General features: G+C 53.3%; 16 protein-coding genes and 2 tRNA genes. 12 read left to right on the forward strand and 6 right to left on the reverse strand.

What is annotated here, in order from left to right; genetic code table 11:
• Positions 1–166: 166 nt before the first annotated feature.
• From JLG71_RS11245 to narI, 4 genes are read left to right on the forward strand one after another with little or no spacing between them, the layout of a single operon-like run.
• On the forward strand, positions 167–3,910 hold the full coding sequence (locus tag JLG71_RS11245; RefSeq protein WP_200914214.1) for a nitrate reductase subunit alpha: 3,744 nt from the start codon (positions 167–169) through the stop codon (positions 3,908–3,910).
• Positions 3,907–5,442, forward strand: a complete 1,536-nt coding sequence (gene narH, locus JLG71_RS11250) for a nitrate reductase subunit beta (protein ID WP_014838755.1) — start codon at positions 3,907–3,909, stop codon at positions 5,440–5,442. The genes JLG71_RS11245 and narH overlap by 4 nt, the downstream gene beginning before the upstream one ends.
• On the forward strand, positions 5,439–6,149 hold the full coding sequence (narJ, locus tag JLG71_RS11255) for a nitrate reductase molybdenum cofactor assembly chaperone (protein ID WP_014229743.1): 711 nt from the start codon (positions 5,439–5,441) through the stop codon (positions 6,147–6,149). The genes narH and narJ overlap by 4 nt, the downstream gene beginning before the upstream one ends.
• Positions 6,149–6,826, forward strand: a complete 678-nt coding sequence (gene narI / locus JLG71_RS11260) for a respiratory nitrate reductase subunit gamma (RefSeq protein ID WP_014229742.1) — start codon at positions 6,149–6,151, stop codon at positions 6,824–6,826. The genes narJ and narI overlap by 1 nt, the downstream gene beginning before the upstream one ends.
• A 233-nt stretch (positions 6,827–7,059) precedes the next feature.
• Here the strand turns inward: narI and JLG71_RS11265 are convergent.
• From JLG71_RS11265 to JLG71_RS11280, 4 genes are all read right to left on the reverse strand, one after another.
• Positions 7,060–7,144: transfer RNA gene (locus JLG71_RS11265), tRNA-Tyr, on the reverse strand.
• A gap of 35 nt (positions 7,145–7,179) precedes the next feature.
• Positions 7,180–7,264 (reverse strand) — tRNA-Tyr (locus JLG71_RS11270).
• Between the two features lie 156 nt (positions 7,265–7,420).
• Positions 7,421–8,263: a formyltetrahydrofolate deformylase gene (gene purU, locus JLG71_RS11275; RefSeq protein WP_004121732.1), complete on the reverse strand. Its 843-nt coding sequence runs from the start codon at positions 8,261–8,263 to the stop codon at positions 7,421–7,423.
• 42 nt (positions 8,264–8,305) lie between these two features.
• Positions 8,306–8,764 carry a YchJ family protein gene (locus tag JLG71_RS11280; protein ID WP_014229741.1) on the reverse strand — a complete coding sequence of 153 codons (459 nt, stop codon included), beginning with the start codon at positions 8,762–8,764 and terminating at the stop codon, positions 8,306–8,308.
• Positions 8,765–8,876: 112 nt separating this feature from the next.
• On the opposite strand from JLG71_RS11280, the gene rssA reads away from it, so the two are divergent.
• The 3 genes from rssA to galU all read left to right on the forward strand — a co-directional run bounded on the left by rssA (position 8,877) and on the right by galU (position 11,979).
• Complete coding sequence (gene rssA / locus JLG71_RS11285; RefSeq protein ID WP_025108236.1) at positions 8,877–9,785, forward strand: patatin-like phospholipase RssA; 909 nt, start codon at positions 8,877–8,879, stop codon at positions 9,783–9,785.
• Positions 9,786–9,865: 80 nt separating this feature from the next.
• Positions 9,866–10,879 (forward strand): two-component system response regulator RssB, encoded by a 1,014-nt coding sequence (gene rssB / locus JLG71_RS11290; RefSeq protein ID WP_025108235.1) that lies wholly within the window; start codon positions 9,866–9,868, stop codon positions 10,877–10,879.
• Between the two features lie 197 nt (positions 10,880–11,076).
• Entirely contained in the window at positions 11,077–11,979 is a 903-nt protein-coding gene (galU, locus tag JLG71_RS11295) for a UTP--glucose-1-phosphate uridylyltransferase GalU (protein ID WP_004851836.1), read from the forward strand.
• A 134-nt stretch (positions 11,980–12,113) separates the two neighbouring features.
• On the opposite strand, the gene hns is transcribed toward galU, so the two are convergent.
• Entirely contained in the window at positions 12,114–12,521 is a 408-nt protein-coding gene (gene hns, locus JLG71_RS11300; RefSeq protein ID WP_004121719.1) for a histone-like nucleoid-structuring protein H-NS, read from the reverse strand.
• A gap of 556 nt (positions 12,522–13,077) precedes the next feature.
• Here hns and tdk point away from each other — a divergent pair.
• Positions 13,078–13,695 carry a thymidine kinase gene (tdk, locus tag JLG71_RS11305; protein WP_025108233.1) on the forward strand — a complete coding sequence of 206 codons (618 nt, stop codon included), beginning with the start codon at positions 13,078–13,080 and terminating at the stop codon, positions 13,693–13,695.
• Positions 13,696–13,872: 177 nt separating this feature from the next.
• Here the strand turns inward: tdk and adhE are convergent, their stop codons facing one another.
• Positions 13,873–16,548, reverse strand: coding sequence for a bifunctional acetaldehyde-CoA/alcohol dehydrogenase (adhE, locus tag JLG71_RS11310; protein WP_004132197.1), 2,676 nt, complete (start codon positions 16,546–16,548; stop codon positions 13,873–13,875).
• Between the two features lie 480 nt (positions 16,549–17,028).
• On the opposite strand from adhE, the gene JLG71_RS11315 reads away from it, so the two are divergent.
• The 4 genes from JLG71_RS11315 to oppC all read left to right on the forward strand — a co-directional run bounded on the left by JLG71_RS11315 (position 17,029) and on the right by oppC (position 21,985).
• A complete protein-coding gene (locus JLG71_RS11315; protein WP_004851832.1) occupies positions 17,029–17,676 on the forward strand; it encodes a YchE family NAAT transporter in 648 nt (215 codons plus the stop codon).
• Positions 17,677–18,421: 745 nt separating this feature from the next.
• Entirely contained in the window at positions 18,422–20,053 is a 1,632-nt protein-coding gene (oppA, locus tag JLG71_RS11320) for an oligopeptide ABC transporter substrate-binding protein OppA (protein WP_025108232.1), read from the forward strand.
• An 88-nt stretch (positions 20,054–20,141) separates the two neighbouring features.
• Positions 20,142–21,062, forward strand: coding sequence for an oligopeptide ABC transporter permease OppB (oppB, locus tag JLG71_RS11325; RefSeq protein WP_004851825.1), 921 nt, complete (start codon positions 20,142–20,144; stop codon positions 21,060–21,062).
• A 14-nt stretch (positions 21,063–21,076) separates the two neighbouring features.
• A complete protein-coding gene (gene oppC / locus JLG71_RS11330; protein ID WP_004121697.1) occupies positions 21,077–21,985 on the forward strand; it encodes an oligopeptide ABC transporter permease OppC in 909 nt (302 codons plus the stop codon).
• The last annotated feature ends 5 nt before the right edge of the window (positions 21,986–21,990 follow it).

Below are 21,990 nucleotides of genomic sequence, written 5' to 3' on the forward strand. Positions count from 1 at the left end.
GAAATAAATACTACTTTGGTGGTAATTACTGTGTTAACCCGTTTTTATAAGCCATATCGTCTTGATCGTTATCAATTCTCTCCCTCTTTCATAGCGTTACCTTCGCTGCAAATCCAGCAATGTCGATTTATCAGAGAGCCGTCAGGCTCCACACAGGAGAGACCCGATGAGTAAATTCCTGGACCGGTTTCGCTACTTCAAACAGAAGGGTGAAACCTTTGCCGATGGGCACGGCCAGCTTCTAAAAACCAACCGGGACTGGGAGGATGGATACCGTCAACGTTGGCAGCACGATAAAGTTGTGCGCTCCACCCACGGTGTCAACTGCACCGGTTCGTGCAGCTGGAAGATTTATGTCAAAAATGGCCTGGTTACCTGGGAAACCCAGCAGACCGACTATCCGCGCACCCGTCCGGATATGCCAAACCACGAGCCTCGCGGCTGCCCGCGCGGCGCCAGCTACTCCTGGTATCTTTACAGCGCCAACCGCCTGAAGTATCCGCTGATGCGCAAACGCCTGATGAAAATGTGGCGTGAAGCAAAAGTTCAGCACAGCGATCCGGTGGATGCCTGGGCCTCTATTATTGAAGACGCCGACAAAGCGAAAAGCTTTAAGCAGGCGCGCGGCCGCGGCGGTTTCGTGCGTTCGTCCTGGCAGGAAGTGAACGAGCTGATTGCCGCCTCTAACGTCTACACCGTCAAAACCTACGGCCCGGACCGCGTGGCCGGCTTCTCGCCTATTCCGGCGATGTCGATGGTCTCCTATGCCTCCGGCGCGCGCTATCTGTCGCTGATCGGCGGCACCTGCCTGAGCTTCTACGACTGGTACTGCGACCTGCCGCCTGCGTCACCGCAGACCTGGGGCGAGCAGACCGACGTGCCGGAATCCGCCGACTGGTATAACTCCAGCTATATTATCGCCTGGGGTTCCAACGTTCCGCAGACCCGTACCCCGGATGCCCACTTCTTTACCGAAGTGCGCTACAAAGGTACCAAAACCGTTGCCATCACCCCTGACTACGCCGAAATCGCCAAGCTCTGCGATCTGTGGCTGGCGCCGAAGCAGGGTACCGATGCGGCGATGGCGCTGGCGATGGGCCACGTCATGCTGCGCGAGTTCCATCTCGACAAACCGAGCCAGTATTTCACCGATTACGTGCGCCGCTACACCGACATGCCGATGCTGGTGATGCTTGAAGAGCGCGACGGCTATTACGCGGCGGGCCGCATGCTGCGCGCGGCTGACCTGGTGGATGCATTAGGTCAGGAAACGAACCCGGAATGGAAAACCGTCGCTTTTGATGAGAAGGGCGAAATCACCGTACCGAACGGCTCTATCGGCTTCCGCTGGGGCGACAAAGGCAAGTGGAACCTGGAACAGCGCGACGGCAAAACCGGCGAAGACGTTGAGCTGCGCCTGAGCCTGCTGGGCGGCCACGACGATATCGCCAACGTCGGCTTCCCGTATTTTGGCGGCGAAGGCACCGAGCACTTTAATAAAGTCGAGCTGGAAAACGTGCTGCTGCACAAACTGCCGGTCAAACGCCTGCAGAAGGCCGATGGCACTAGCGTGCTGGTCACCACCGTCTACGACCTGACCATGGCGAACTACGGTCTGGATCGCGGTCTTGGCGATGAAAACTGCGCCAGCAGCTACGATGACGTCAAAGCGTATACCCCGGCGTGGGCGGAGAAAATCACCGGCGTTTCCCGGGCGCACATTATCCGTACCGCGCGGGAGTTTGCCGATAACGCCGATAAGACCCACGGCCGTTCGATGATTATCGTCGGCGCCGGTCTGAACCACTGGTTCCACCTCGATATGAACTATCGCGGTCTTATCAATATGCTGATCTTCTGCGGCTGCGTCGGTCAGAGCGGCGGCGGCTGGGCGCACTATGTCGGCCAGGAAAAACTGCGTCCGCAGACCGGATGGCAGCCGCTGGCGTTTGCTCTCGACTGGCAGCGTCCGGCGCGTCATATGAACAGCACGTCGTACTTCTATAACCACTCCAGCCAGTGGCGCTACGAAACCGTGACCGCGCAGGAGCTGCTGTCGCCGTTAGCGGATAAATCCCGCTACAGCGGCCACCTGATTGACTTCAACGTGCGCGCTGAACGTATGGGCTGGCTGCCGTCGGCACCGCAGCTGGGCACCAACCCGCTGCGCATCGCGGAAGAGGCGAAGAAAGCGGGCATGACGCCGGTCGATTACACCGTCAAATCCCTGAAAGAGGGTTCCATTCGCTTTGCCGCAGAGCAGCCGGAAAACGGTAAAAACCATCCGCGCAACCTGTTTATCTGGCGTTCTAACCTGCTGGGCTCTTCCGGTAAGGGCCACGAGTACATGCTGAAGTACCTGCTGGGTACGGAAAACGGTATTCAGGGCAAAGATCTCGGTAAGCAGGGCGGCGTGAAGCCGGAAGAAGTGGAGTGGAAAGACAACGGTCTCGACGGCAAGCTGGATCTGGTGGTGACACTCGATTTCCGTCTGTCGAGCACCTGCCTCTATTCCGACATCGTGCTGCCGACCGCCACCTGGTATGAAAAAGACGACATGAATACCTCGGATATGCATCCGTTTATTCATCCGCTGTCCGCCGCCGTCGACCCGGCCTGGGAATCGAAAAGCGACTGGGATATCTACAAAGATATCGCGAAGAAATTCTCTGAAGTCTGCGTGGGGCACCTCGGCAAAGAGACCGACGTGGTGACCCTGCCTATCCAGCACGACTCCGCCGCCGAACTGGCGCAGCCGCTGGACGTTAAGGACTGGAAAAAAGGCGAATGTGACCTGATTCCTGGGAAAACCGCGCCGCATATTCTGACCGTCGAGCGCGATTATCCGGCGACATACGAACGCTTCACTTCTATCGGCCCGCTGATGGAGAAAATCGGCAACGGCGGGAAAGGCATCGCCTGGAATACCCAGAGCGAAATGGATTTGCTGCGCAAGCTCAACTACACCAAAGCGGACGGCCCGGCGAAAGGCCAGCCGATGCTTAACACCGCAATTGATGCGGCAGAGATGATCCTGACCCTGGCGCCGGAGACCAACGGCCACGTGGCGGTGAAAGCCTGGGCGGCGCTCAGCGAATTTACCGGTCGCGACCATACGCATCTGGCGACGAATAAAGAAGAGGAAAAAATCCGCTTCCGCGATATTCAGGCCCAGCCGCGCAAAATTATCTCCAGCCCGACCTGGTCCGGACTCGAAGATGAGCACGTTTCCTATAACGCCGGCTACACCAACGTTCACGAACTGATCCCGTGGCGTACGCTTTCCGGCCGCCAGCAGCTGTATCAGGATCACCAGTGGATGCGTGATTTCGGCGAAAGCCTGCTGGTCTATCGTCCGCCAATTGATACCCGTTCGGTGAAAACGGTGATGGGGGCGAAATCCAACGGCAACCCGGAGAAGGCGTTGAACTTCCTGACGCCGCACCAGAAGTGGGGTATCCACTCCACCTACAGCGACAACCTGCTGATGCTGACGCTGTCGCGCGGCGGGCCGATTGTGTGGATGAGCGAAGCGGACGCCAAAGATCTGGGGATTGAGGATAACGACTGGATCGAGGTGTTCAACAGCAACGGCGCGCTGACCGCCCGCGCGGTGGTCAGCCAGCGCGTGCCGGCCGGGATGACCATGATGTACCACGCCCAGGAGCGTATCGTAAACCTGCCGGGTTCCGAGATCACCGAGCAGCGCGGCGGGATCCACAACTCCGTGACCCGTATTACGCCGAAGCCGACCCATATGATCGGCGGCTATGCCCAGCTGGCCTACGGCTTTAACTACTACGGCACGGTAGGGTCTAACCGCGATGAGTTCGTGGTGGTACGTAAGATGAAGAATATTAACTGGTTAGATGGCGAAGGTAACGACCAGGTACAGGAGAGCGTAAAATGAAAATTCGTTCACAAGTCGGCATGGTGCTGAATCTCGATAAGTGCATCGGCTGTCATACCTGCTCGGTCACCTGTAAAAACGTCTGGACCAGCCGCGAGGGTATGGAGTACGCGTGGTTCAACAACGTTGAAAGTAAACCGGGCGTCGGTTTCCCGAACGACTGGGAGAATCAGGAGAAGTGGAAGGGCGGCTGGATCCGTAAGATCAACGGCAAGCTACAGCCGCGCATGGGCAACCGCGCGATGCTGCTCGGTAAAATCTTTGCTAACCCGCATCTGCCGGGCATCGACGACTACTACGAGCCGTTTGACTACGACTACCAGAACCTGCACAACGCGCCGGAAAGCAAACACCAGCCGATCGCCCGCCCGCGCTCGCTGATCACCGGCCAGCGGATGGATAAAATCACCAGCGGTCCAAACTGGGAAGAAATTCTGGGCGGCGAGTTCGAGAAACGCGCCAAAGACCAGAACTTTGAGAACATGCAGAAGGCGATGTACGGCCAGTTCGAAAACACCTTCATGATGTATCTACCGCGTCTGTGCGAGCACTGCCTGAACCCGGCGTGCGTGGCGACCTGCCCGAGCGGCGCCATCTACAAACGTGAAGAAGACGGCATCGTACTGATCGACCAGGACAAGTGCCGCGGCTGGCGTATGTGCATCACCGGCTGTCCGTACAAGAAAATCTACTTCAACTGGAAGAGCGGGAAATCGGAGAAGTGCATCTTCTGCTACCCGCGTATCGAATCCGGGATGCCGACCGTTTGCTCGGAAACCTGCGTGGGGCGTATTCGCTACCTCGGCGTGCTGCTGTATGACGCGGACGCCATTGAAAATGCCGCCAGCACGGAGAATGAGAAAGACCTGTATCAGCGTCAGCTGGACGTGTTCCTCAACCCGAACGACCCGAAAGTGATTGAGCAAGCGCTGAAAGACGGCGTGCCGCAGGGCGTTATCGACGCAGCCCAGCAGTCGCCGGTGTACAAAATGGCGATGGACTGGAAGCTGGCGCTGCCGCTGCATCCGGAATATCGCACCCTGCCGATGGTCTGGTATGTGCCGCCTCTGTCGCCGATTCAGTCGGCCGCCGACGCGGGGGAACTGGGCAGCAACGGTATTCTGCCGGACGTGGAAAGCCTGCGTATCCCGGTTCAGTATCTGGCCAACCTGCTGACCGCGGGCGATACCCAGCCGGTGCTGCTGGCGCTGAAACGCATGCTGGCGATGCGCCACTTCAAACGCGCGGAAACCGTCGATGGCGTACTGGATACCCGGGCGCTGGAAGAGGTAGGCCTCACTGAAGCCCAGGCGCAGGAGATGTATCGCTATCTGGCTATCGCTAACTACGAAGACCGTTTCGTGGTGCCGAGCAGCCACCGCGAGCAGGCCCGCGACGCCTTCCCGGAGAAAAACGGTTGCGGCTTTACCTTCGGCGACGGCTGCCACGGTTCTGACAGCCAGTTCAATCTGTTTAACAGCCGCCGTATCGATGCTATCGACGTCACCAGCAAAACGGAGCCGCACCCATGATTGAACTCGTCATTGTGTCGCGCCTTCTCGAGTACCCTGACGCTGCCTTATGGCAGCATCAGCAGGAGCTGTTTGACGCTATCGCCGCTTCGGAAAAGCTCGCGCCGGAGGATGCCCATAAGCTGAGCGTTTTCCTGCGTGACCTGACCGCTCAGGATGTGCTGGACGCGCAGTCTCGCTACAGCGAACTGTTCGATCGCGGCCGTGCGACCTCGCTGCTGCTGTTTGAGCACGTGCACGGCGAATCCCGCGATCGCGGCCAGGCGATGGTTGACCTGATGGCGCAGTATGAGCGCCACGGTCTGCAGCTGGATAGCCGCGAATTGCCGGATCATCTCCCGCTGTACCTGGAGTATCTGGCGCAGCTGCCGGAAGCGGAAGCGCTCGGCGGATTGCAGGACGTCGCGCCGATTCTCGGCCTGCTCAGCGCTCGCCTGCAGCAGCGCGAGAGCGGCTACGCGGCGCTGTTTGAGCTGCTGCTCAAGCTGGCTAACGCGCAGGTCGATAGCCAGAAAGTGGCGGAAAAAATCGCCGATGAAGCCCGCGACGATACGCCGCAGGCGCTGGACGCCGTCTGGGAAGAAGAACAGGTGAAATTCTTTGCCGATCAGGGCTGCGGCGAGTCGGAGATCTCCGCTCACCAGCGTCGTTTTGCCGGAGCCGTTGCCCCGCAATATTTGAATATCTCTAACGGAGGACAGCAATAATGCACTTCCTGAATATGTTCTTCTTTGACATCTATCCGTATATCGCCGGTACGGTGTTCCTGGTGGGAAGCTGGCTGCGTTATGACTACGGGCAGTATACCTGGCGTGCGGCCTCCAGCCAGATGCTGGACCGTAAAGGGATGAATCTGGCTTCGAACCTGTTTCATATCGGGATTCTGGGGATCTTTGCCGGTCACTTTCTCGGTATGCTGACGCCGCACTGGATGTACGAATCCTTCCTGCCGGTCGACGTGAAGCAGAAGATGGCGATGATTGCGGGCGGCGCCTGCGGCGTGATGACGCTGGTGGGCGGTCTGCTGCTGCTGAAACGTCGTCTGCTGAGCCCGCGCGTGCGCGCCACCACCACCGGAGCGGATATTCTGATCCTCTCCCTGCTGATGGTGCAGTGCGCCCTGGGCCTGCTGACTATTCCGTTCTCCGCTCAGCATATGGACGGTAGCGAAATGATGAAGCTGGTCGGCTGGGCGCAGTCGGTGGTGACCTTCCACGGCGGAGCATCTTCGCACCTGGACGGCGTGGCGTTTATTTTCCGCGTGCACCTGGTGCTGGGCATGACGCTGTTTGTGCTGTTCCCGTTCTCCCGTCTGGTGCATATCTGGAGCGCGCCGGTGGAGTACCTGACGCGCAAATACCAGATTGTACGCGCCCGTCGCTAATTCTATTTCGAGTAAAGCTAAACCCTGCTGCGGCAGGGTTTTTCATTTGTGCGGTCTGCTCCCGGCGGCGCTACGCTTGGCCGGGCTACAGACTGCATGCCCTTGTAGCCCGGCCAAGCGTAGCGCCGCCGGGGCACATATGGCAGAAATACAGAATCAGTTCTGGAGAAATAAAAGAGCTAACTAAGACGGTTTTGATAATTTGATTTTGCTGAGGTACTGCAGGGAAGTGATGGTGGTGGGGGAAGGATTCGAACCTTCGAAGTCGATGACGGCAGATTTACAGTCTGCTCCCTTTGGCCGCTCGGGAACCCCACCAGGGGTAATTCAAATTTTGAGGTCAAGCTGAGAGATGGTGGTGGGGGAAGGATTCGAACCTTCGAAGTCGATGACGGCAGATTTACAGTCTGCTCCCTTTGGCCGCTCGGGAACCCCACCACGGGGTAATGCTATTTACTGGCCTGCTTCCTGCTGGAAGCGGGGCGCATCATATCAAATGAGACGCCCCTGTAAAGCATTCCTTTAGGGAAATGAAGCTGTTTGCCTGCTTTTTATCCGTAAAGGTGCAAAGCTAATCAATTCATTTCCCTGAGATTAAAGAATAATCGTCCGGTTACCGTAAACAAATACCCGCTGAGCAAGAACCTGATACAGCGCGCGGCTCAGAACGTTTTTTTCGACGTCGCGGCCAGCGCGCATCATATCTTCCGCGGTGTAGGTATGATCGACGTGAATGACGTCCTGCATAATGATTGGGCCTTCATCCAGATTATCGTTCACGTAGTGTGCGGTGGCGCCAATAATCTTCACCCCGCGGTCATAGGCCTGGTGATACGGACGCGCGCCGATAAAAGCCGGCAGGAATGAGTGATGAATATTAATAATTTTATTCGGGAAACGAGAGACAAACTCTGGGGTCAACACCCGCATGTATTTCGCCAGCACAACGTAATCCGGCTCAAGGGCGGCGATCGCGTCGCCCATCTGTTTATCATGCTCTTCGCGAGTTAAACCCTCATGGCTCACCAGCTGGAAGGGGATATCAAACCGTTCAACCAGCGAGCGCAGCGTTTCGTGATTGCCGATGACGGCGGCGATTTCTACGTCCAGGCCGCCGTAGTTAGCTTTCATCAGCAGATCGCCGAGGCAGTGCGCCTCTTTGGTGACCAGAATGACGACCCTGCGGCGCCCTGCTGGATTGAGTTCACGAATTGAACCTTCCGGCAGCGCGCTGTCGAGGTCCGCCAGCAGGATTGAATCATTGAAAATACCCTCGAGCTCGGTGCGCATAAAGAAGCGGCCGGTTCGGTGGTCAACAAACTCATTGTTCTGCACGATATTCAGTTCGTGCTTGTAGCAGATATTAGTGATACGCGCGATGAGGCCTTTCTGATCAGGGCAAATAGTGCGCAGTACTTTACGTTGTTGTGAATGCATCGCGGGGAAAATCCTGTAGTGTTTGCTATTTCTGCTGCTGGCTTACTGACCGCAGCATTTTTTAAATTTTTTACCTGAACCGCAAGGGCAGGGATCGTTACGACCGATTAGCGGTCGCGTGCCGTCAATATAATACCACTGTCCGTTTTCTTTTAAGAATCGGGATCGTTCAATAATGGCTCCGGAGCGGTTATCGTCAGCGTAACGAGCGATAAAGCTGACAAAGCCTTCATCCGGGTTCTTGCCCGTCTCGGCGGCAAAGACGGTGAGACCCTGCCACTGTGTGCGGGTAAAACCGTTTTCCAGGTCTGCGCGAAACTGCTGCGCTTGACAGGAGGGGTGCCAGGTTTTAATCAGATAGTCGGCGTCTTTCATAACAAACGCGCTATAGCGGGAGCGCATCAGCTGTGACGGATCTGGCGCCAGCTGCGCGCCAGCCAGATAAGGCTGACAACATGAGCTATACTCCAGAGCGCTGCCACAGGGGCATAATGGCGACAAAACGGCCTCCACAGGAAAAAGAAAGACGGCGCTACGCCGCCAAAGCGCATTATGTTAACTGAGGTATGGCGATGATGCCATGCCCGGAGTGGAAGGATATGTTTCGGTACTCATGAGAAAGCTTAAAATTGGCCTGGCGTTAGGGGCTGGCGCCGCTCGCGGGTGGTCGCATATCGGCGTGATTAATGCCTTACGGCGGACGGGTATCGACGTCGATGTTATCGCAGGGTGCTCCATTGGCTCGCTGGTCGGAGCGGCGTACGCCTGCAATCGGCTTCCGGCCCTGGAGAAATGGGTATGCTCCTTTAGTAACTGGGACGTACTGAAGTTAATGGATCTCTCCTGGCAACGGGGTGGCCTGCTGCGGGGCGAGCGCGTGTTTAGTCAATACCGCAAACTCATGCCCGTCAGCGAGATCGAGCGCTGCGAACGTCCTTTCGCGGCGGTCACAACGAATTTAAGCACCGGTCGTGAACTGTGGTTTACGGAAGGGGATCTGCATCTGGCGATCCGTGCGTCCTGCAGTATGCCGGGTTTGATGGCGCCGGTGATGCATAATGGCTACTGGCTGGTGGATGGCGCGGTGGTTAACCCCGTGCCGGTGTCTCTGGCTCGCGCCATGGGCGCAGATATCGTCATTGCCGTTGATTTGCAGCACGATGCGCATCTGATGCAGCAGGATTTGCTGTCAATGGAGGTGCCTCGTCCGGAGAGCGAGGAAGATTTTTCGTGGCATTCACGGCTGCGCACGCGCCTGGCGCGTATGACGTCACGTCGGGCGACGAGGGCGCCAACGGCGATGGAAATCATGTCGACGTCAATTCAGGTTCTGGAGAATCGCCTCAAGCGAAATCGTATGGCGGGCGACCCGCCTGATATCCTGATTCAGCCCTTTTGCCCGCAAATCTCCACGCTTGATTTCCACCGGGCCGGCGAAGCTATCGCCGCCGGACATCTGGCAGTGGAAAAGAAAATGGATGAACTATTACCTTTAGTGCGTACCCCCGTGGAGCGCATTTGATGCATACTTAAGTAAATTCTGACAGGCGGTAGCGTGAATATCATGCCACTATTAAATTATCGTCAGTCAGGGGAGAGATCATGACGCAGCCATTGGCGGGAAAACAGATTCTGATAGTTGAAGACGAACCCGTTTTCCGCTCTCTTATGCACACCTGGTTAGCTTCACTTGGTGCGACCATCGTACAGGCGGAAGATGGTATAGATGCACTGCAAAAAATGGCGGAGTCAAAACCTGATTTGATGATTTGCGATATCTCCATGCCGCGAATGAACGGCCTGCAGCTGGTAGAACATGTGCGTAACCAGGGCGAGCAGTTGCCGATTCTGATGATTTCAGCGACGGAAAACATGGCGGACATCGCCAAAGCGTTGCGCCTGGGCGTTCAGGATATCCTGCTCAAACCGGTTAAGGATTTCGATCGCCTGCGAGAAACCGTGTATGCCTGCCTCTATCCCAATATGTTTAATTCGCGTGTCGAAGAAGAAGAGCGCCTGTTTGAGGACTGGGATGCGCTGGTAAGCGATCCTAGCGCGGCGTCGAGGCTGCTTCAGGAGCTCCAGCCGCCGGTGCAGCAGGAGATGTCGCGTTGCCGTATTCACTATCGCCAGCTTGTCTCTGTCGATAAGCCAGGGCTCGTGCTCGATATTGCGCCGCTATCAGAAAACGATCTGGCGTTTTATTGTCTGGATGTCACACGAGCAGGTGATAATGGCGTTCTGGCGGCCCTATTGCTGCGCGCGCTGTTTAATGGGCTACTGCAAGAGCAGCTCGCTCATCAGGGGCAGCGTTTGCCGGAGATGGGCAGTCTGCTAAAACAGGTTAACCAATTGCTGCGGCAGGCAAACTTACCCGGGCAATTCCCATTATTGGTAGGGTATTACCACAGCGGCTTGAAGAATTTAATTTTAGTCTCCGCGGGTTTGAATGGCACCTTGAATACGGGAGAACATCAAATTCAGATTAGTAATGGCGTTCCGTTAGGCACTTTAGGTAATGCATACCTCAACCAAATTAGTCAACGCTGCGCATCATGGCAGTGCCAAATTTGGGGGGCTGGCGGACGTTTACGCCTGATGTTGACCACGGAGTGAACAATTGTGCTTATTTTTAGGCTCGTGGGATTACCACGCGATCTTTTGTGGTGGTACTATCGCCGGGTTTAATGCGTAAAATTCCTAATTCGAAGATATCTAATCCTTTTCGGAACAGCTTTGACTGAGCAGGCTGATATACTCGATACCATATTATTAACGAGAAGTTTAAAAAACGAACAGTCCAGGAGATTTCAATGGCTGCGCTTAATTCAAAAGTAAGAAAAGCTGTCATCCCGGTTGCGGGATTAGGCACCAGGATGTTGCCCGCTACTAAGGCTATTCCGAAAGAAATGCTGCCGCTGGTAGATAAGCCATTAATTCAATATGTTGTTAACGAATGTATTGCCGCCGGGATTACTGAAATTGTTCTGGTTACGCACTCTTCGAAAAACTCGATTGAAAACCATTTCGATACCAGTTTTGAACTGGAAGCGATGCTGGAAAAACGCGTAAAACGCCAGCTGCTGGAAGAAGTCCAATCTATTTGTCCGCCGCACGTGACTATTATGCAAGTCCGTCAGGGGCTGGCTAAAGGTCTGGGCCACGCTGTGCTTTGCGCGCACCCGGTAGTGGGTGATGAGCCGGTCGCGGTTATTTTACCGGACGTTATCCTTGATGAATATGAATCCGATCTGTCTCGCGACAACCTGGCCGAAATGATCGCTCGTTTCGATGAGACCGGCGCAAGCCAGATCATGGTTGAACCGGTTGCTGACGTTACCGCATACGGCGTTGTCGATTGCAAGGGCCTGGCCCTGCAGCCGGGTGAGAGCGTACCGATGGTTGGTGTCGTCGAGAAACCGAAAGCGGACGTAGCGCCTTCTAATCTGGCGGTTGTCGGTCGTTACGTGCTGAGCGCGGATATTTGGCCACTGCTGGCGAAAACCCCTCCGGGAGCCGGTGATGAGATTCAGCTGACCGACGCCATCGATATGCTGATCGAAAAAGAAACGGTAGAAGCCTATCATATGAAAGGCAAGAGCCACGACTGCGGTAATAAGCTGGGTTATATGCAGGCTTTTGTTGAATATGGCGTACGCCACAAGTCCCTGGGCGCTGAATTTAAAGCCTGGCTGGATAAAGCCGTAGCGAAGTAATCGTTCGCGGCAGAATGCGAAACCGGGAGCGAGATTCGTTTCCCGGTTTTTTTATGCCCGCCCGGAACCGGTCCCGAATAACGGATAAAAAAAATCCCGCCGCAGCGGGATTTTTAAACGAACAGGATGGCTTATTACAGCAGGAAATCGTCCAGGGATTTACCTTGCTCATCCATCGCTTTCTTGATCACTGCCGGAGTACGACCCTGACCAGTCCAGGTTTTAGTTTCGCCATTTTCGTCAACGTAGCTGTATTTAGCCGGACGTGCAGCGCGCTTGGTTTTAGTTCCCGCTTTAACTGCCGCCATGGTGCTCAGCAGTTCATTAGGATCAATACCGTCAGCGATCAGCATTTCACGGTATTGCTGCAGTTTACGAGTGCGTTCTTCAATTTCCGCAGCCGCAGCGCTTTCTTCTTCACGACGTTCGTTAACGACAACTTCTAATTTTTCCAGCATTTCTTCGAGCGTTTCAAGGGTGCATTCTCTTGCCTGCGCACGAAGAGTACGGATGTTGTTCAAAATTTTAAGTGCTTCGCTCATTGTAGTAATCTCAAACTTATATTGTGGGGTGGTTTGTTGGACTAATAATAGAGCGATAAATTCAGATGTGCAATAGGGGAGAATGTAAGGAAGTCAAAATAACTTGTTATTTGTCTCGGGAATTAATTCATTTAACTTAAATTTTATGTGCGGGTTCACATCTTTTTCGCTTATAGGATGATGGAGAGGATAAGCTAAAACCCTGAGATAGTATGCTTTTTCCGATGCGCAGTGGGAAAAATTATACTTTGCATGGATAAATATCATTGTGGGTATTAGCGCAGCAGCGACGATGATGTTTAATATAAAACACTTGTCCAGCGCGGTTATAGCTATCCGAAAATGGCTGATAAGCACAAAAGGGCAATAGTGACGTCTGCGTGGCCGCCTGGGTCGTACGAATAGCAGGCATTACCATTCAATTAACAGGCTTAATCTTTCAGGTCTCCGGCGAGTGAACGTTCCCGGCAATACCCACACGGCGAGGGCTGATAGCGTGTGAATATATGATACAATTTTACTGCTAAAAAACACATTGATTGGGGTTACGCGGCCGATGGCACAACTTTATTTCTACTATTCAGCAATGAACGCAGGCAAGTCCACCGCTCTGTTGCAGTCATCATACAATTACCAGGAGCGAGGGATGCGCACGGTGGTTTATACGGCAGAGATTGATGACCGCTTTGGTTCAGGGAAAGTGAGTTCGAGGATCGGTCTCTCATCGCCGGCGCGGTTGTATAATACCCAAACTGCGTTATTTACCGACATTGCAGACGAACATAAGCGTCAACCCATCCACTGCGTATTAGTTGATGAGAGCCAGTTCTTAACCCGGGAGCAGGTGCGCGAGCTGTCCGAGGTGGTGGACCAGCTCGATATTCCCGTATTGTGCTATGGATTGCGGACAGATTTTCGCGGCGAACTTTTTACGGGCAGTCAATATTTGCTCGCGTGGTCCGATAAGCTGGTTGAATTAAAAACTATCTGTTTCTGCGGCCGTAAGGCGAGTATGGTTTTGCGCCTCGATCAGGAAGGTAGGCCGTACAATGAGGGGGAACAGGTGGTGATTGGCGGTAATGAGCGCTATGTATCCGTATGCCGTAAACATTATAAAGAGGCGCTGAGCGAAGGCTCTCTGACCGCGGTGCAGAACAAACAGCGCAGCTGCTAATACCCACCCTTTAAATCGTCTCAGGCGCTTTTACAGCGCCTTTTTTCATTTACTAAGCTTTGGCACATGATTATACGTTTCGGCTGTCTGAGGCGTTTTGTCGGCTGCTGAACGACAGAGACAAAAAAGCCCCATCAAAAGATGGGGCTCAGCGTTACTGACTTTACGGCTGTGGAATTAAGCGGATTTTTTCGCTTTCTTCTCAGCTTTAGCCGGCGCGGCTTCTTTTTTCTCTTCCACGCCGCCTTCAACGTAATTACGTCCGTAGAAGGTATCCAGCAGAATCTGCTTCAGCTCGGCGATCAGCGGGTAGCGCGGGTTAGCGCCGGTGCACTGGTCGTCAAATGCGTCTTCAGACAGCTTGTCAACGTGGGCCAGGAAGTCGGCTTCCTGCACGCCAGCTTCGCGGATAGACTTAGGAATACCCAGCTCAGCTTTGATTTCGTCCAACCAGCCAAGCAGTTTTTCGATTTTCGCTGCGGTACGGTCACCCGGTGCAGTCAGACCCAGATGGTCCGCGATTTCAGCGTAGCGACGACGTGCCTGTGGGCGGTCGTACTGGCTGAATGCTGTCTGTTTAGTCGGGTTATCGTTCGCGTTATAGCGAATAACGTTGCTGATCAGCAGGGCGTTCGCCAGACCGTGAGGAATGTGGAACTGAGAACCCAGCTTGTGCGCCATTGAGTGACATACCCCGAGGAAGGCGTTCGCAAACGCGATACCGGCGATGGTCGCAGCACTGTGCACACGCTCACGCGCTACCGGGTTCTTAGAACCTTCGTGGTAGGACGCTGGCAGGTTTTCTTTCAGCAGTTTCAGAGCCTGCAGCGCCTGGCCGTCAGAGAACTCGGAAGCCAGTACGGAAACGTAAGCTTCCAGGGCATGGGTCACCGCATCCAGACCACCGAAAGCACACAGTGACTTCGGCATTTCCATGACCAGGTTGGCATCAACAATCGCCATATCCGGAGTCAGGGCATAGTCTGCCAGCGGGTATTTCTGACCGGTTGCGTCATCGGTAACAACGGCGAACGGCGTAACTTCAGAACCGGTACCGGAAGTCGTGGTGATGGCGACCATTTTGGCTTTCACGCCCATTTTCGGGAACTTGTAGATACGTTTACGGATATCCATAAAGCGCAGCGCCAGTTCTTCGAAGTGGGTTTCCGGGTGCTCGTACATAACCCACATGATTTTCGCCGCATCCATCGGGGAACCGCCGCCCAGCGCGATAATCACGTCTGGTTTGAACGAGTTCGCCAGCTCAGCGCCTTTACGGACGATGGTCAGCGTCGGGTCAGCTTCTACTTCAAAGAAAACTTCAGTTTCAACGCCAGCCGCTTTCAGCACAGAGGTGATCTGGTCAGCATAGCCGTTGTTGAACAGGAAGCGGTCGGTCACGATCAGCGCGCGTTTGTGACCATCAGTAATCACTTCATCCAGCGCGATTGGCAGTGAGCCACGACGGAAGTAGATAGATTTCGGAAGTTTGTGCCACAACATGTTTTCAGCTCGCTTAGCAACGGTTTTCTTGTTGATCAGGTGCTTAGGACCAACGTTTTCAGAGATGGAGTTACCACCCCATGAACCACAACCCAGAGTCAGGGAAGGTGCGAGTTTGAAGTTATACAGGTCACCGATACCACCCTGAGAAGCAGGGGTGTTGATCAGGATACGTGCGGTTTTCATCAGCTGACCGAAGTAAGCAACGCGTTCTGGCTGGTTGTCCTGGTCGGTATACAGGCAAGAGGTATGACCGATACCGCCCATTGCCACCAGTTTTTCAGCTTTATCAACCGCGTCTTCGAAGTTCTTCGCACGGTACATTGCCAGCGTCGGAGACAGTTTTTCGTGGGCAAACGGTTCGCTTTCATCAACGTCGGTGACTTCACCAATCAGAATTTTGGTGGAAACAGGGACGGTGAAGCCGGCCAGTTCAGCGATTTTATACGCCGGTTGACCTACGATCGCGGCGTTCAGGGCGCCGTTTTTCAGGATGATATTCTGAACAGCCTTCAGCTCCTGGCCCTGCAGCAGATAGCCGCCGTGGCTGGAGAAACGTTCGCGAACGGCATCGTATACGGAATCCACAACCACAACGGATTGCTCAGAAGCACAGATAACGCCGTTATCGAAGGTTTTAGACATCAGGACGGAAGCAACGGCACGCTTGATATCAGCCGTTTCATCGATAACAACAGGCGTGTTACCTGCGCCTACGCCGATGGCAGGTTTACCGGAGCTGTACGCCGCTTTAACCATGCCCGGACCGCCGGTCGCAAGGATCAGGTTGATATCCGGATGGTGCATCAGCGCATTTGACAGTTCAACGGAAGGCTGGTCAATCCAACCAATCAGATCTTTCGGCGCACCGGCTGCGATAGCTGCCTGCAGTACGATATCAGCCGCTTTGTTGGTCGCATCTTTAGCACGCGGATGCGGAGAGAAGATGATGGCGTTACGGGTCTTCAGGCTAATCAGAGATTTAAAGATAGCGGTTGAAGTTGGGTTAGTGGTCGGGACGATACCGCAGATAATACCAATCGGCTCAGCGATGGTGATGGTACCGAAGGTGTCATCTTCAGACAGGACACCGCAGGTCTTTTCATCTTTATAGGCGTTATAAATGTATTCGGAAGCAAAGTGGTTTTTGATCACTTTATCTTCGACGATGCCCATGCCGGATTCGGCAACGGCCATCTTGGCGAGAGGGATTCGAGCATCTGCAGCGGCCAGAGCGGCGGCGCGGAAGATTTTGTCTACTTGTTCTTGAGTGAAACTGGCATATTCACGCTGGGCTTTTTTTACGCGCTCGACGAGTGCGTTAAGTTCAGCGACATTAGTAACAGCCATAATGCTCTCCTGATAATGTTAAACTTTTTTAGTGAATCAGTAGCTCGATTCGACAGTATAGACAGTGTGTTAACGGCTTGCATTTAAATGTTAACGTAAAGAATTTTGTGCTTCTGACTTCACCGATTGACTAAAAAAGCTTTTGTTTTTTCTTTCAGGTACCGCTGCTTTGCCTCCTCTTCTGTGTGTAAACAAGGTTACTCACTTCTGAGTACAATTTATGTGATCTAAATCAATAATCAGCCAAGCTGATACCTTTCAGCAGTTCATTTTTTGACCTGTTTGATCAAGTGTAATGATACGGTATGCTAATTAAAGACTTAAATAGCATTGCAGAAACAAATAACTAACATCCGAGCTTAAATTATGCACTTATGCGTCAACAGGGATGAATTATGCTTTCAAACAGCGTATCTTCTCGCGGATATTTTATGCTGGTAACTGTCAACAGCCATTTTTAATGATGCTGCGGAGCACCCTGTGATTCAATCATTGTTTGATTTTTCAGCCTACTTTAAATTTTTCATTGGGCTATTTGCGCTGGTAAACCCGGTTGGCATTATCCCGGTTTTTATCAGTATGACCAGCTACCAGACGGCGGCGGTGCGTAATAAAACCAATCTGACAGCCAACCTGTCGGTCGCCATCATCTTGCTCACGTCGCTGTTTTTAGGCGATGCGATCCTCCAGATCTTCGGTATTTCTATTGACTCCTTCCGTATTGCGGGTGGGATTCTGGTGGTCACCATCGCCATGTCGATGATCAGCGGCAAGCTCGGCGAGGATAAACAGAACAAGCAAGAAAAATCAGAAACGGCCATTCGTGAAAGTATCGGCGTCGTGCCGCTGGCGCTGCCCCTGATGGCGGGACCCGGGGCCATCAGTTCAACCATTGTCTGGGGCACGCGTTACCATAGCATCGCCCATTTTGTGGGATTTTCAGTTGCGATTGCGCTTTTCGCGCTGTGCTGCTGGGGCATTTTCCGTATGGCCCCCTGGCTGGTTCGCCTGCTTGGGCAAACCGGCATTAACGTGATTACCCGTATTATGGGGCTGTTGCTGATGGCTCTCGGCATCGAGTTCATCGTTACCGGAATAAAGGCGCTCTTTCCTGGCCTTGTGAATTAACCTGTGTTGCCGCGCGGAACAACGTGTTCCGCGTTTGCGCATTATCAGCAAAACATATCAAAAAAAGTGATTTATCGACCTGCAATACTATTTTCTAATGTTTTGATATTGTTATTTATTATCAATAAGTTATCCATTTCATTTGCCACGAGTGCGGCCTTTTACCCACATTAATCACTGTTATTTTCCTCACACCATTCTCTGGTGCTTGCCGTCTGATAATCGAAATGATATTAGTAATTTCACTCATGAAGCAGATGAATGTGCTAAATAATAAGCGATTGTTAATTTTTCGTACAAAAAAGCATCTATTCGGCGATGCAGGGCACATCGCGCGAGAGATTTATACTAATTGATTGATAAATAGAATATTAATCATTTCTGGCATGCGCGACGGGTGATAAATCTTCGCCGCCAGAAGGCCACAAAAGAGAATCCGGTAACATATTTGCAAATTGCATTGGCGGACAATAAAGCGTTTTGGTACTTTCCGGCGTGATCTTTAGCGGAATATGTACGCAAATGAGAATTTTTATTATATAGCCCATCGGGACTACATCACCCCCGGACAGGGGGGCAAGAATCGACGTCAAGACTGCCGTTTGAGCGGTCGTAATAAATAAGTCGGTGATAGCAAGCAGTACTCTCTGACAGCAGCATAAACTCCTGCACTGTTCAGAATCCAGAAAAGAGAAAACAGGCTGGTTAAATAGCCAGTAATTATAATGATTGGAGTAACAAACACATGACCATCATCACGAAAAAAAGCCTGGTTGCCGCAGGAGTCCTCTCTGCGTTAATGACCATCAACGCCGCCGTTGCGGCAGATGTACCGGCAGGGGTACAGCTGGCGGACAAACAAACGCTGGTACGTAACAATGGCTCCGAAGTGCAGTCTCTCGATCCGCACAAAATTGAAGGCGTGCCGGAGTCCAATATTAACCGCGATTTGTTTGAAGGGCTGCTGGTGAGCGACCTGGACGGCCATCCGGTCGCGGGCGTTGCGGAAAAATGGGACAACAAAGATTTTAAAGTCTGGACCTTCCATCTGCGTAAAGATGCAAAGTGGTCCGACGGCACGCCGGTCACGGCACAAGATTTCGTTTATAGCTGGCAGCGTCTGGCGGATCCGAAAACCGCGTCTCCTTATGCAAGCTATCTGCAGTATGGCCATTTAGCCAATGTTGATGACATTATCGCCGGGAAAAAACCCGCGACCGATCTGGGCGTAAAAGCGCTGGACGATCATACCTTTGAAGTGACCCTCAGCGAGCCGGTGCCGTATTTCTACAAACTGCTCGTTCACCCATCCGTTTCACCCGTACCTAAATCCGCTATTGAGAAATTTGGTGACAAATGGACCCAGCCGGCCAATATAGTCAGCAATGGTGCGTATAAATTAAAAGATTGGGTTGTTAACGAACGCATTGTTCTGGAGCGTAATACCAACTACTGGGATAACGCCAAAACCGTGATTAATCAGGTCACCTTCCTGCCGATTTCTTCTGAAGTCACCGACGTCAACCGCTACCGCAGCGGCGAAATCGATATGACCTATAACAACATGCCGATCGAACTGTTCCAGAAACTGAAAAAAGAGATCCCGAAAGAAGTTCACGTCGATCCGTATCTGTGCACTTATTATTACGAAATCAATAACCAGAAAGCGCCGTTTACCGACGTTCGCGTGCGTACTGCGCTGAAGATGGCGCTGGATCGCGACATTATTGTCAATAAAGTGAAGAATCAGGGCGACCTGCCAGCCTACAGCTATACGCCGCCGTACACCGATGGCATGAAGCTGATTGAGCCTGAATGGTTCAAGTGGTCGCAGGAAAAACGTAATGAAGAAGCGAAAAAATTGCTGACCGAAGCTGGCTATAGCGCTGATAAGCCGCTTACTTTCAATCTGCTCTATAACACGTCCGATCTGCACAAAAAACTGGCTATCGCGGTGGCGTCTATCTGGAAGAAAAACCTCGGCGTAAACGTGAAGCTGGAAAATCAGGAATGGAAAACCTTCCTCGATAATCGCCATCAGGGCACCTTTGATGTTGCGCGCGCCGGCTGGTGTGCGGACTACAACGAACCGACCTCCTTCCTTAATACGATGCTGAGCGACAGCTCAAACAATACCTCGCATTATAAGAGCCCGGCTTTCGACAAGATTATCGCTGAAACGCTGAAAACCAGCGATGACGCGAAACGCGCGGACCTTTACGCGCAATCTGAGCAGCAGCTGGATAAAGACTCCGTCATCGTACCGGTCTTCTATTATGTCAACGCCCGTTTGGTTAAACCGTGGGTCGGTGGCTATACCGGCAAAGATCCGCTGGATAATACGTATACAAGAAATATGTACATTGTGAAGCACTAATGGCAATACGTGGGGCAGGCGTTACCGCTTGCCTCACGGTGTCTTATTTCATCGCACTATTGAAGGCACACGCCAGAAGGTACGGGCAATGTTAAAATTTATCTTACGTCGCTGTCTGGAAGCGATTCCGACGCTATTTATTCTTATTACTATCTCTTTCTTCATGATGCGTCTTGCGCCGGGAAGCCCCTTTACCGGTGAACGCACGCTGCCGCCAGAAGTCATGGCGAATATTGAAGCAAAATACCATTTAAATGACCCCATCATGACCCAGTACTTCAATTATCTGAAGCAGCTGGCGCACGGTGATTTCGGTCCTTCCTTTAAATATAAAGATTACTCGGTCAACGATCTGGTGGCGTCCAGCTTCCCGGTGTCCGCTAAATTAGGCTTCGCCGCATTTTTTCTCGCGGTGGTGCTTGGCGTGAGTGCCGGGGTGATTGCGGCATTGAAGCAAAATACGAAATGGGACTTTGCCGTAATGGGGGTGGCAATGACCGGGGTTGTGATACCGAGTTTCGTGGTCGCGCCCTTACTGGTCATGATATTTGCCATTACGCTGCACTGGCTGCCGGGCGGCGGATGGAACGGCGGGGCGCTGCAATATATGATTTTGCCTATGGTGGCCCTCTCCCTGGCCTATATCGCCAGTATCGCGCGTATTACCCGCGGCTCGATGATCGAAGTGCTGCACTCTAACTTCATTCGCACCGCCCGGGCAAAAGGCTTACCGATGCGCCGCATTATTCTGCGTCACGCGTTAAAGCCCGCGCTGCTGCCGGTGCTCTCCTATATGGGACCCGCGTTTGTCGGCATTATTACCGGCTCGATGGTCATTGAAACCATTTATGGCCTGCCGGGAATTGGTCAACTGTTCGTCAACGGCGCGCTGAACCGCGACTACTCGCTGGTACTTAGTCTGACCATTCTGGTTGGCGCATTGACCATTCTTTTTAATGCGATTGTTGACGTGCTGTATGCCGTTATCGATCCGAAGATCCGTTACTAACGCTGGGGTTCGCCATGATGTTAAGTAAGAAAAACAACGAGGCGCTGGAAAACTTCAGTGAAAAGCTGGAAGTCGAGGGGCGCAGCCTCTGGCAGGACGCCCGCCGCCGCTTTATGCATAACCGTGCTGCGGTTGCCAGCCTGATTGTGCTGGTGATCATTGCGCTCTTTGTCACCATCGCGCCGATGGTATCGCAGTTTTCCTATTACGATACCGACTGGGGCATGATGTCCAGCGCCCCGGATATGGAGTCCGGACACTACTTTGGGACCGACTCCTCGGGCCGCGACCTGCTGGTGCGGGTGGCGATCGGCGGACGTATCTCGCTGATGGTCGGCGTGGCTGCAGCGCTGGTGGCGGTGATTCTGGGGACGCTTTACGGGTCGCTTTCCGGCTATCTGGGCGGCAAGGTGGATTCAGTGATGATGCGCCTGCTGGAAATCCTCAACTCCTTTCCGTTTATGTTCTTCGTCATCCTGCTGGTGACCTTCTTTGGCCAGAATATCCTGCTGATTTTCGTTGCCATTGGGATGGTCTCCTGGCTGGATATGGCGCGTATCGTTCGCGGTCAGACCCTAAGCCTGAAGCGAAAAGAGTTTATTGAAGCCGCGCAGGTCGGCGGCGTTTCAACCGGCAATATCGTTATCCGCCATATCGTGCCTAACGTGCTTGGCGTGGTCGTGGTGTACGCCTCCCTGCTGGTCCCGAGCATGATTCTGTTTGAATCCTTCTTAAGCTTCCTCGGCCTGGGTACCCAGGAGCCGTTAAGTAGCTGGGGCGCGCTGCTCAGCGATGGCGCGAACTCAATGGAAGTGTCGCCGTGGCTGCTGCTGTTTCCTGCCGGTTTTCTGGTGGTAACGCTGTTTTGTTTTAACTTTATCGGCGATGGCCTGCGTGATGCCCTCGACCCGAAAGACCGCTAAGGAGC

The organism is Klebsiella michiganensis (assembly GCF_015139575.1).
GTDB classification, from domain to species: Bacteria; Pseudomonadota; Gammaproteobacteria; order Enterobacterales; family Enterobacteriaceae; genus Klebsiella; species Klebsiella michiganensis.

What these genes read in the sequence shown, in the direction of transcription:
- purU (WP_004121732.1), bottom strand. Translation starts at nt 8,263, where the DNA reads ATGCATTCACAACAACGTAAAGTACTGCGCACTATTTGCCCTGATCAG.
- oppB (WP_004851825.1), top strand. Translation starts at nt 20,142, where the DNA reads ATGTTAAAATTTATCTTACGTCGCTGTCTGGAAGCGATTCCGACGCTA.
- tdk (WP_025108233.1), top strand. Translation starts at nt 13,078, where the DNA reads ATGGCACAACTTTATTTCTACTATTCAGCAATGAACGCAGGCAAGTCC.
- oppC (WP_004121697.1), top strand. Translation starts at nt 21,077, where the DNA reads ATGATGTTAAGTAAGAAAAACAACGAGGCGCTGGAAAACTTCAGTGAA.
- galU (WP_004851836.1), top strand. Translation starts at nt 11,077, where the DNA reads ATGGCTGCGCTTAATTCAAAAGTAAGAAAAGCTGTCATCCCGGTTGCG.
- oppA (WP_025108232.1), top strand. Translation starts at nt 18,422, where the DNA reads ATGACCATCATCACGAAAAAAAGCCTGGTTGCCGCAGGAGTCCTCTCT.
- narJ (WP_014229743.1), top strand. Translation starts at nt 5,439, where the DNA reads ATGATTGAACTCGTCATTGTGTCGCGCCTTCTCGAGTACCCTGACGCT.
- rssA (WP_025108236.1), top strand. Translation starts at nt 8,877, where the DNA reads ATGAGAAAGCTTAAAATTGGCCTGGCGTTAGGGGCTGGCGCCGCTCGC.
- narI (WP_014229742.1), top strand. Translation starts at nt 6,149, where the DNA reads ATGCACTTCCTGAATATGTTCTTCTTTGACATCTATCCGTATATCGCC.
- adhE (WP_004132197.1), bottom strand. Translation starts at nt 16,548, where the DNA reads ATGGCTGTTACTAATGTCGCTGAACTTAACGCACTCGTCGAGCGCGTA.
- narH (WP_014838755.1), top strand. Translation starts at nt 3,907, where the DNA reads ATGAAAATTCGTTCACAAGTCGGCATGGTGCTGAATCTCGATAAGTGC.
- JLG71_RS11245 (WP_200914214.1), top strand. Translation starts at nt 167, where the DNA reads ATGAGTAAATTCCTGGACCGGTTTCGCTACTTCAAACAGAAGGGTGAA.
- rssB (WP_025108235.1), top strand. Translation starts at nt 9,866, where the DNA reads ATGACGCAGCCATTGGCGGGAAAACAGATTCTGATAGTTGAAGACGAA.
- hns (WP_004121719.1), bottom strand. Translation starts at nt 12,521, where the DNA reads ATGAGCGAAGCACTTAAAATTTTGAACAACATCCGTACTCTTCGTGCG.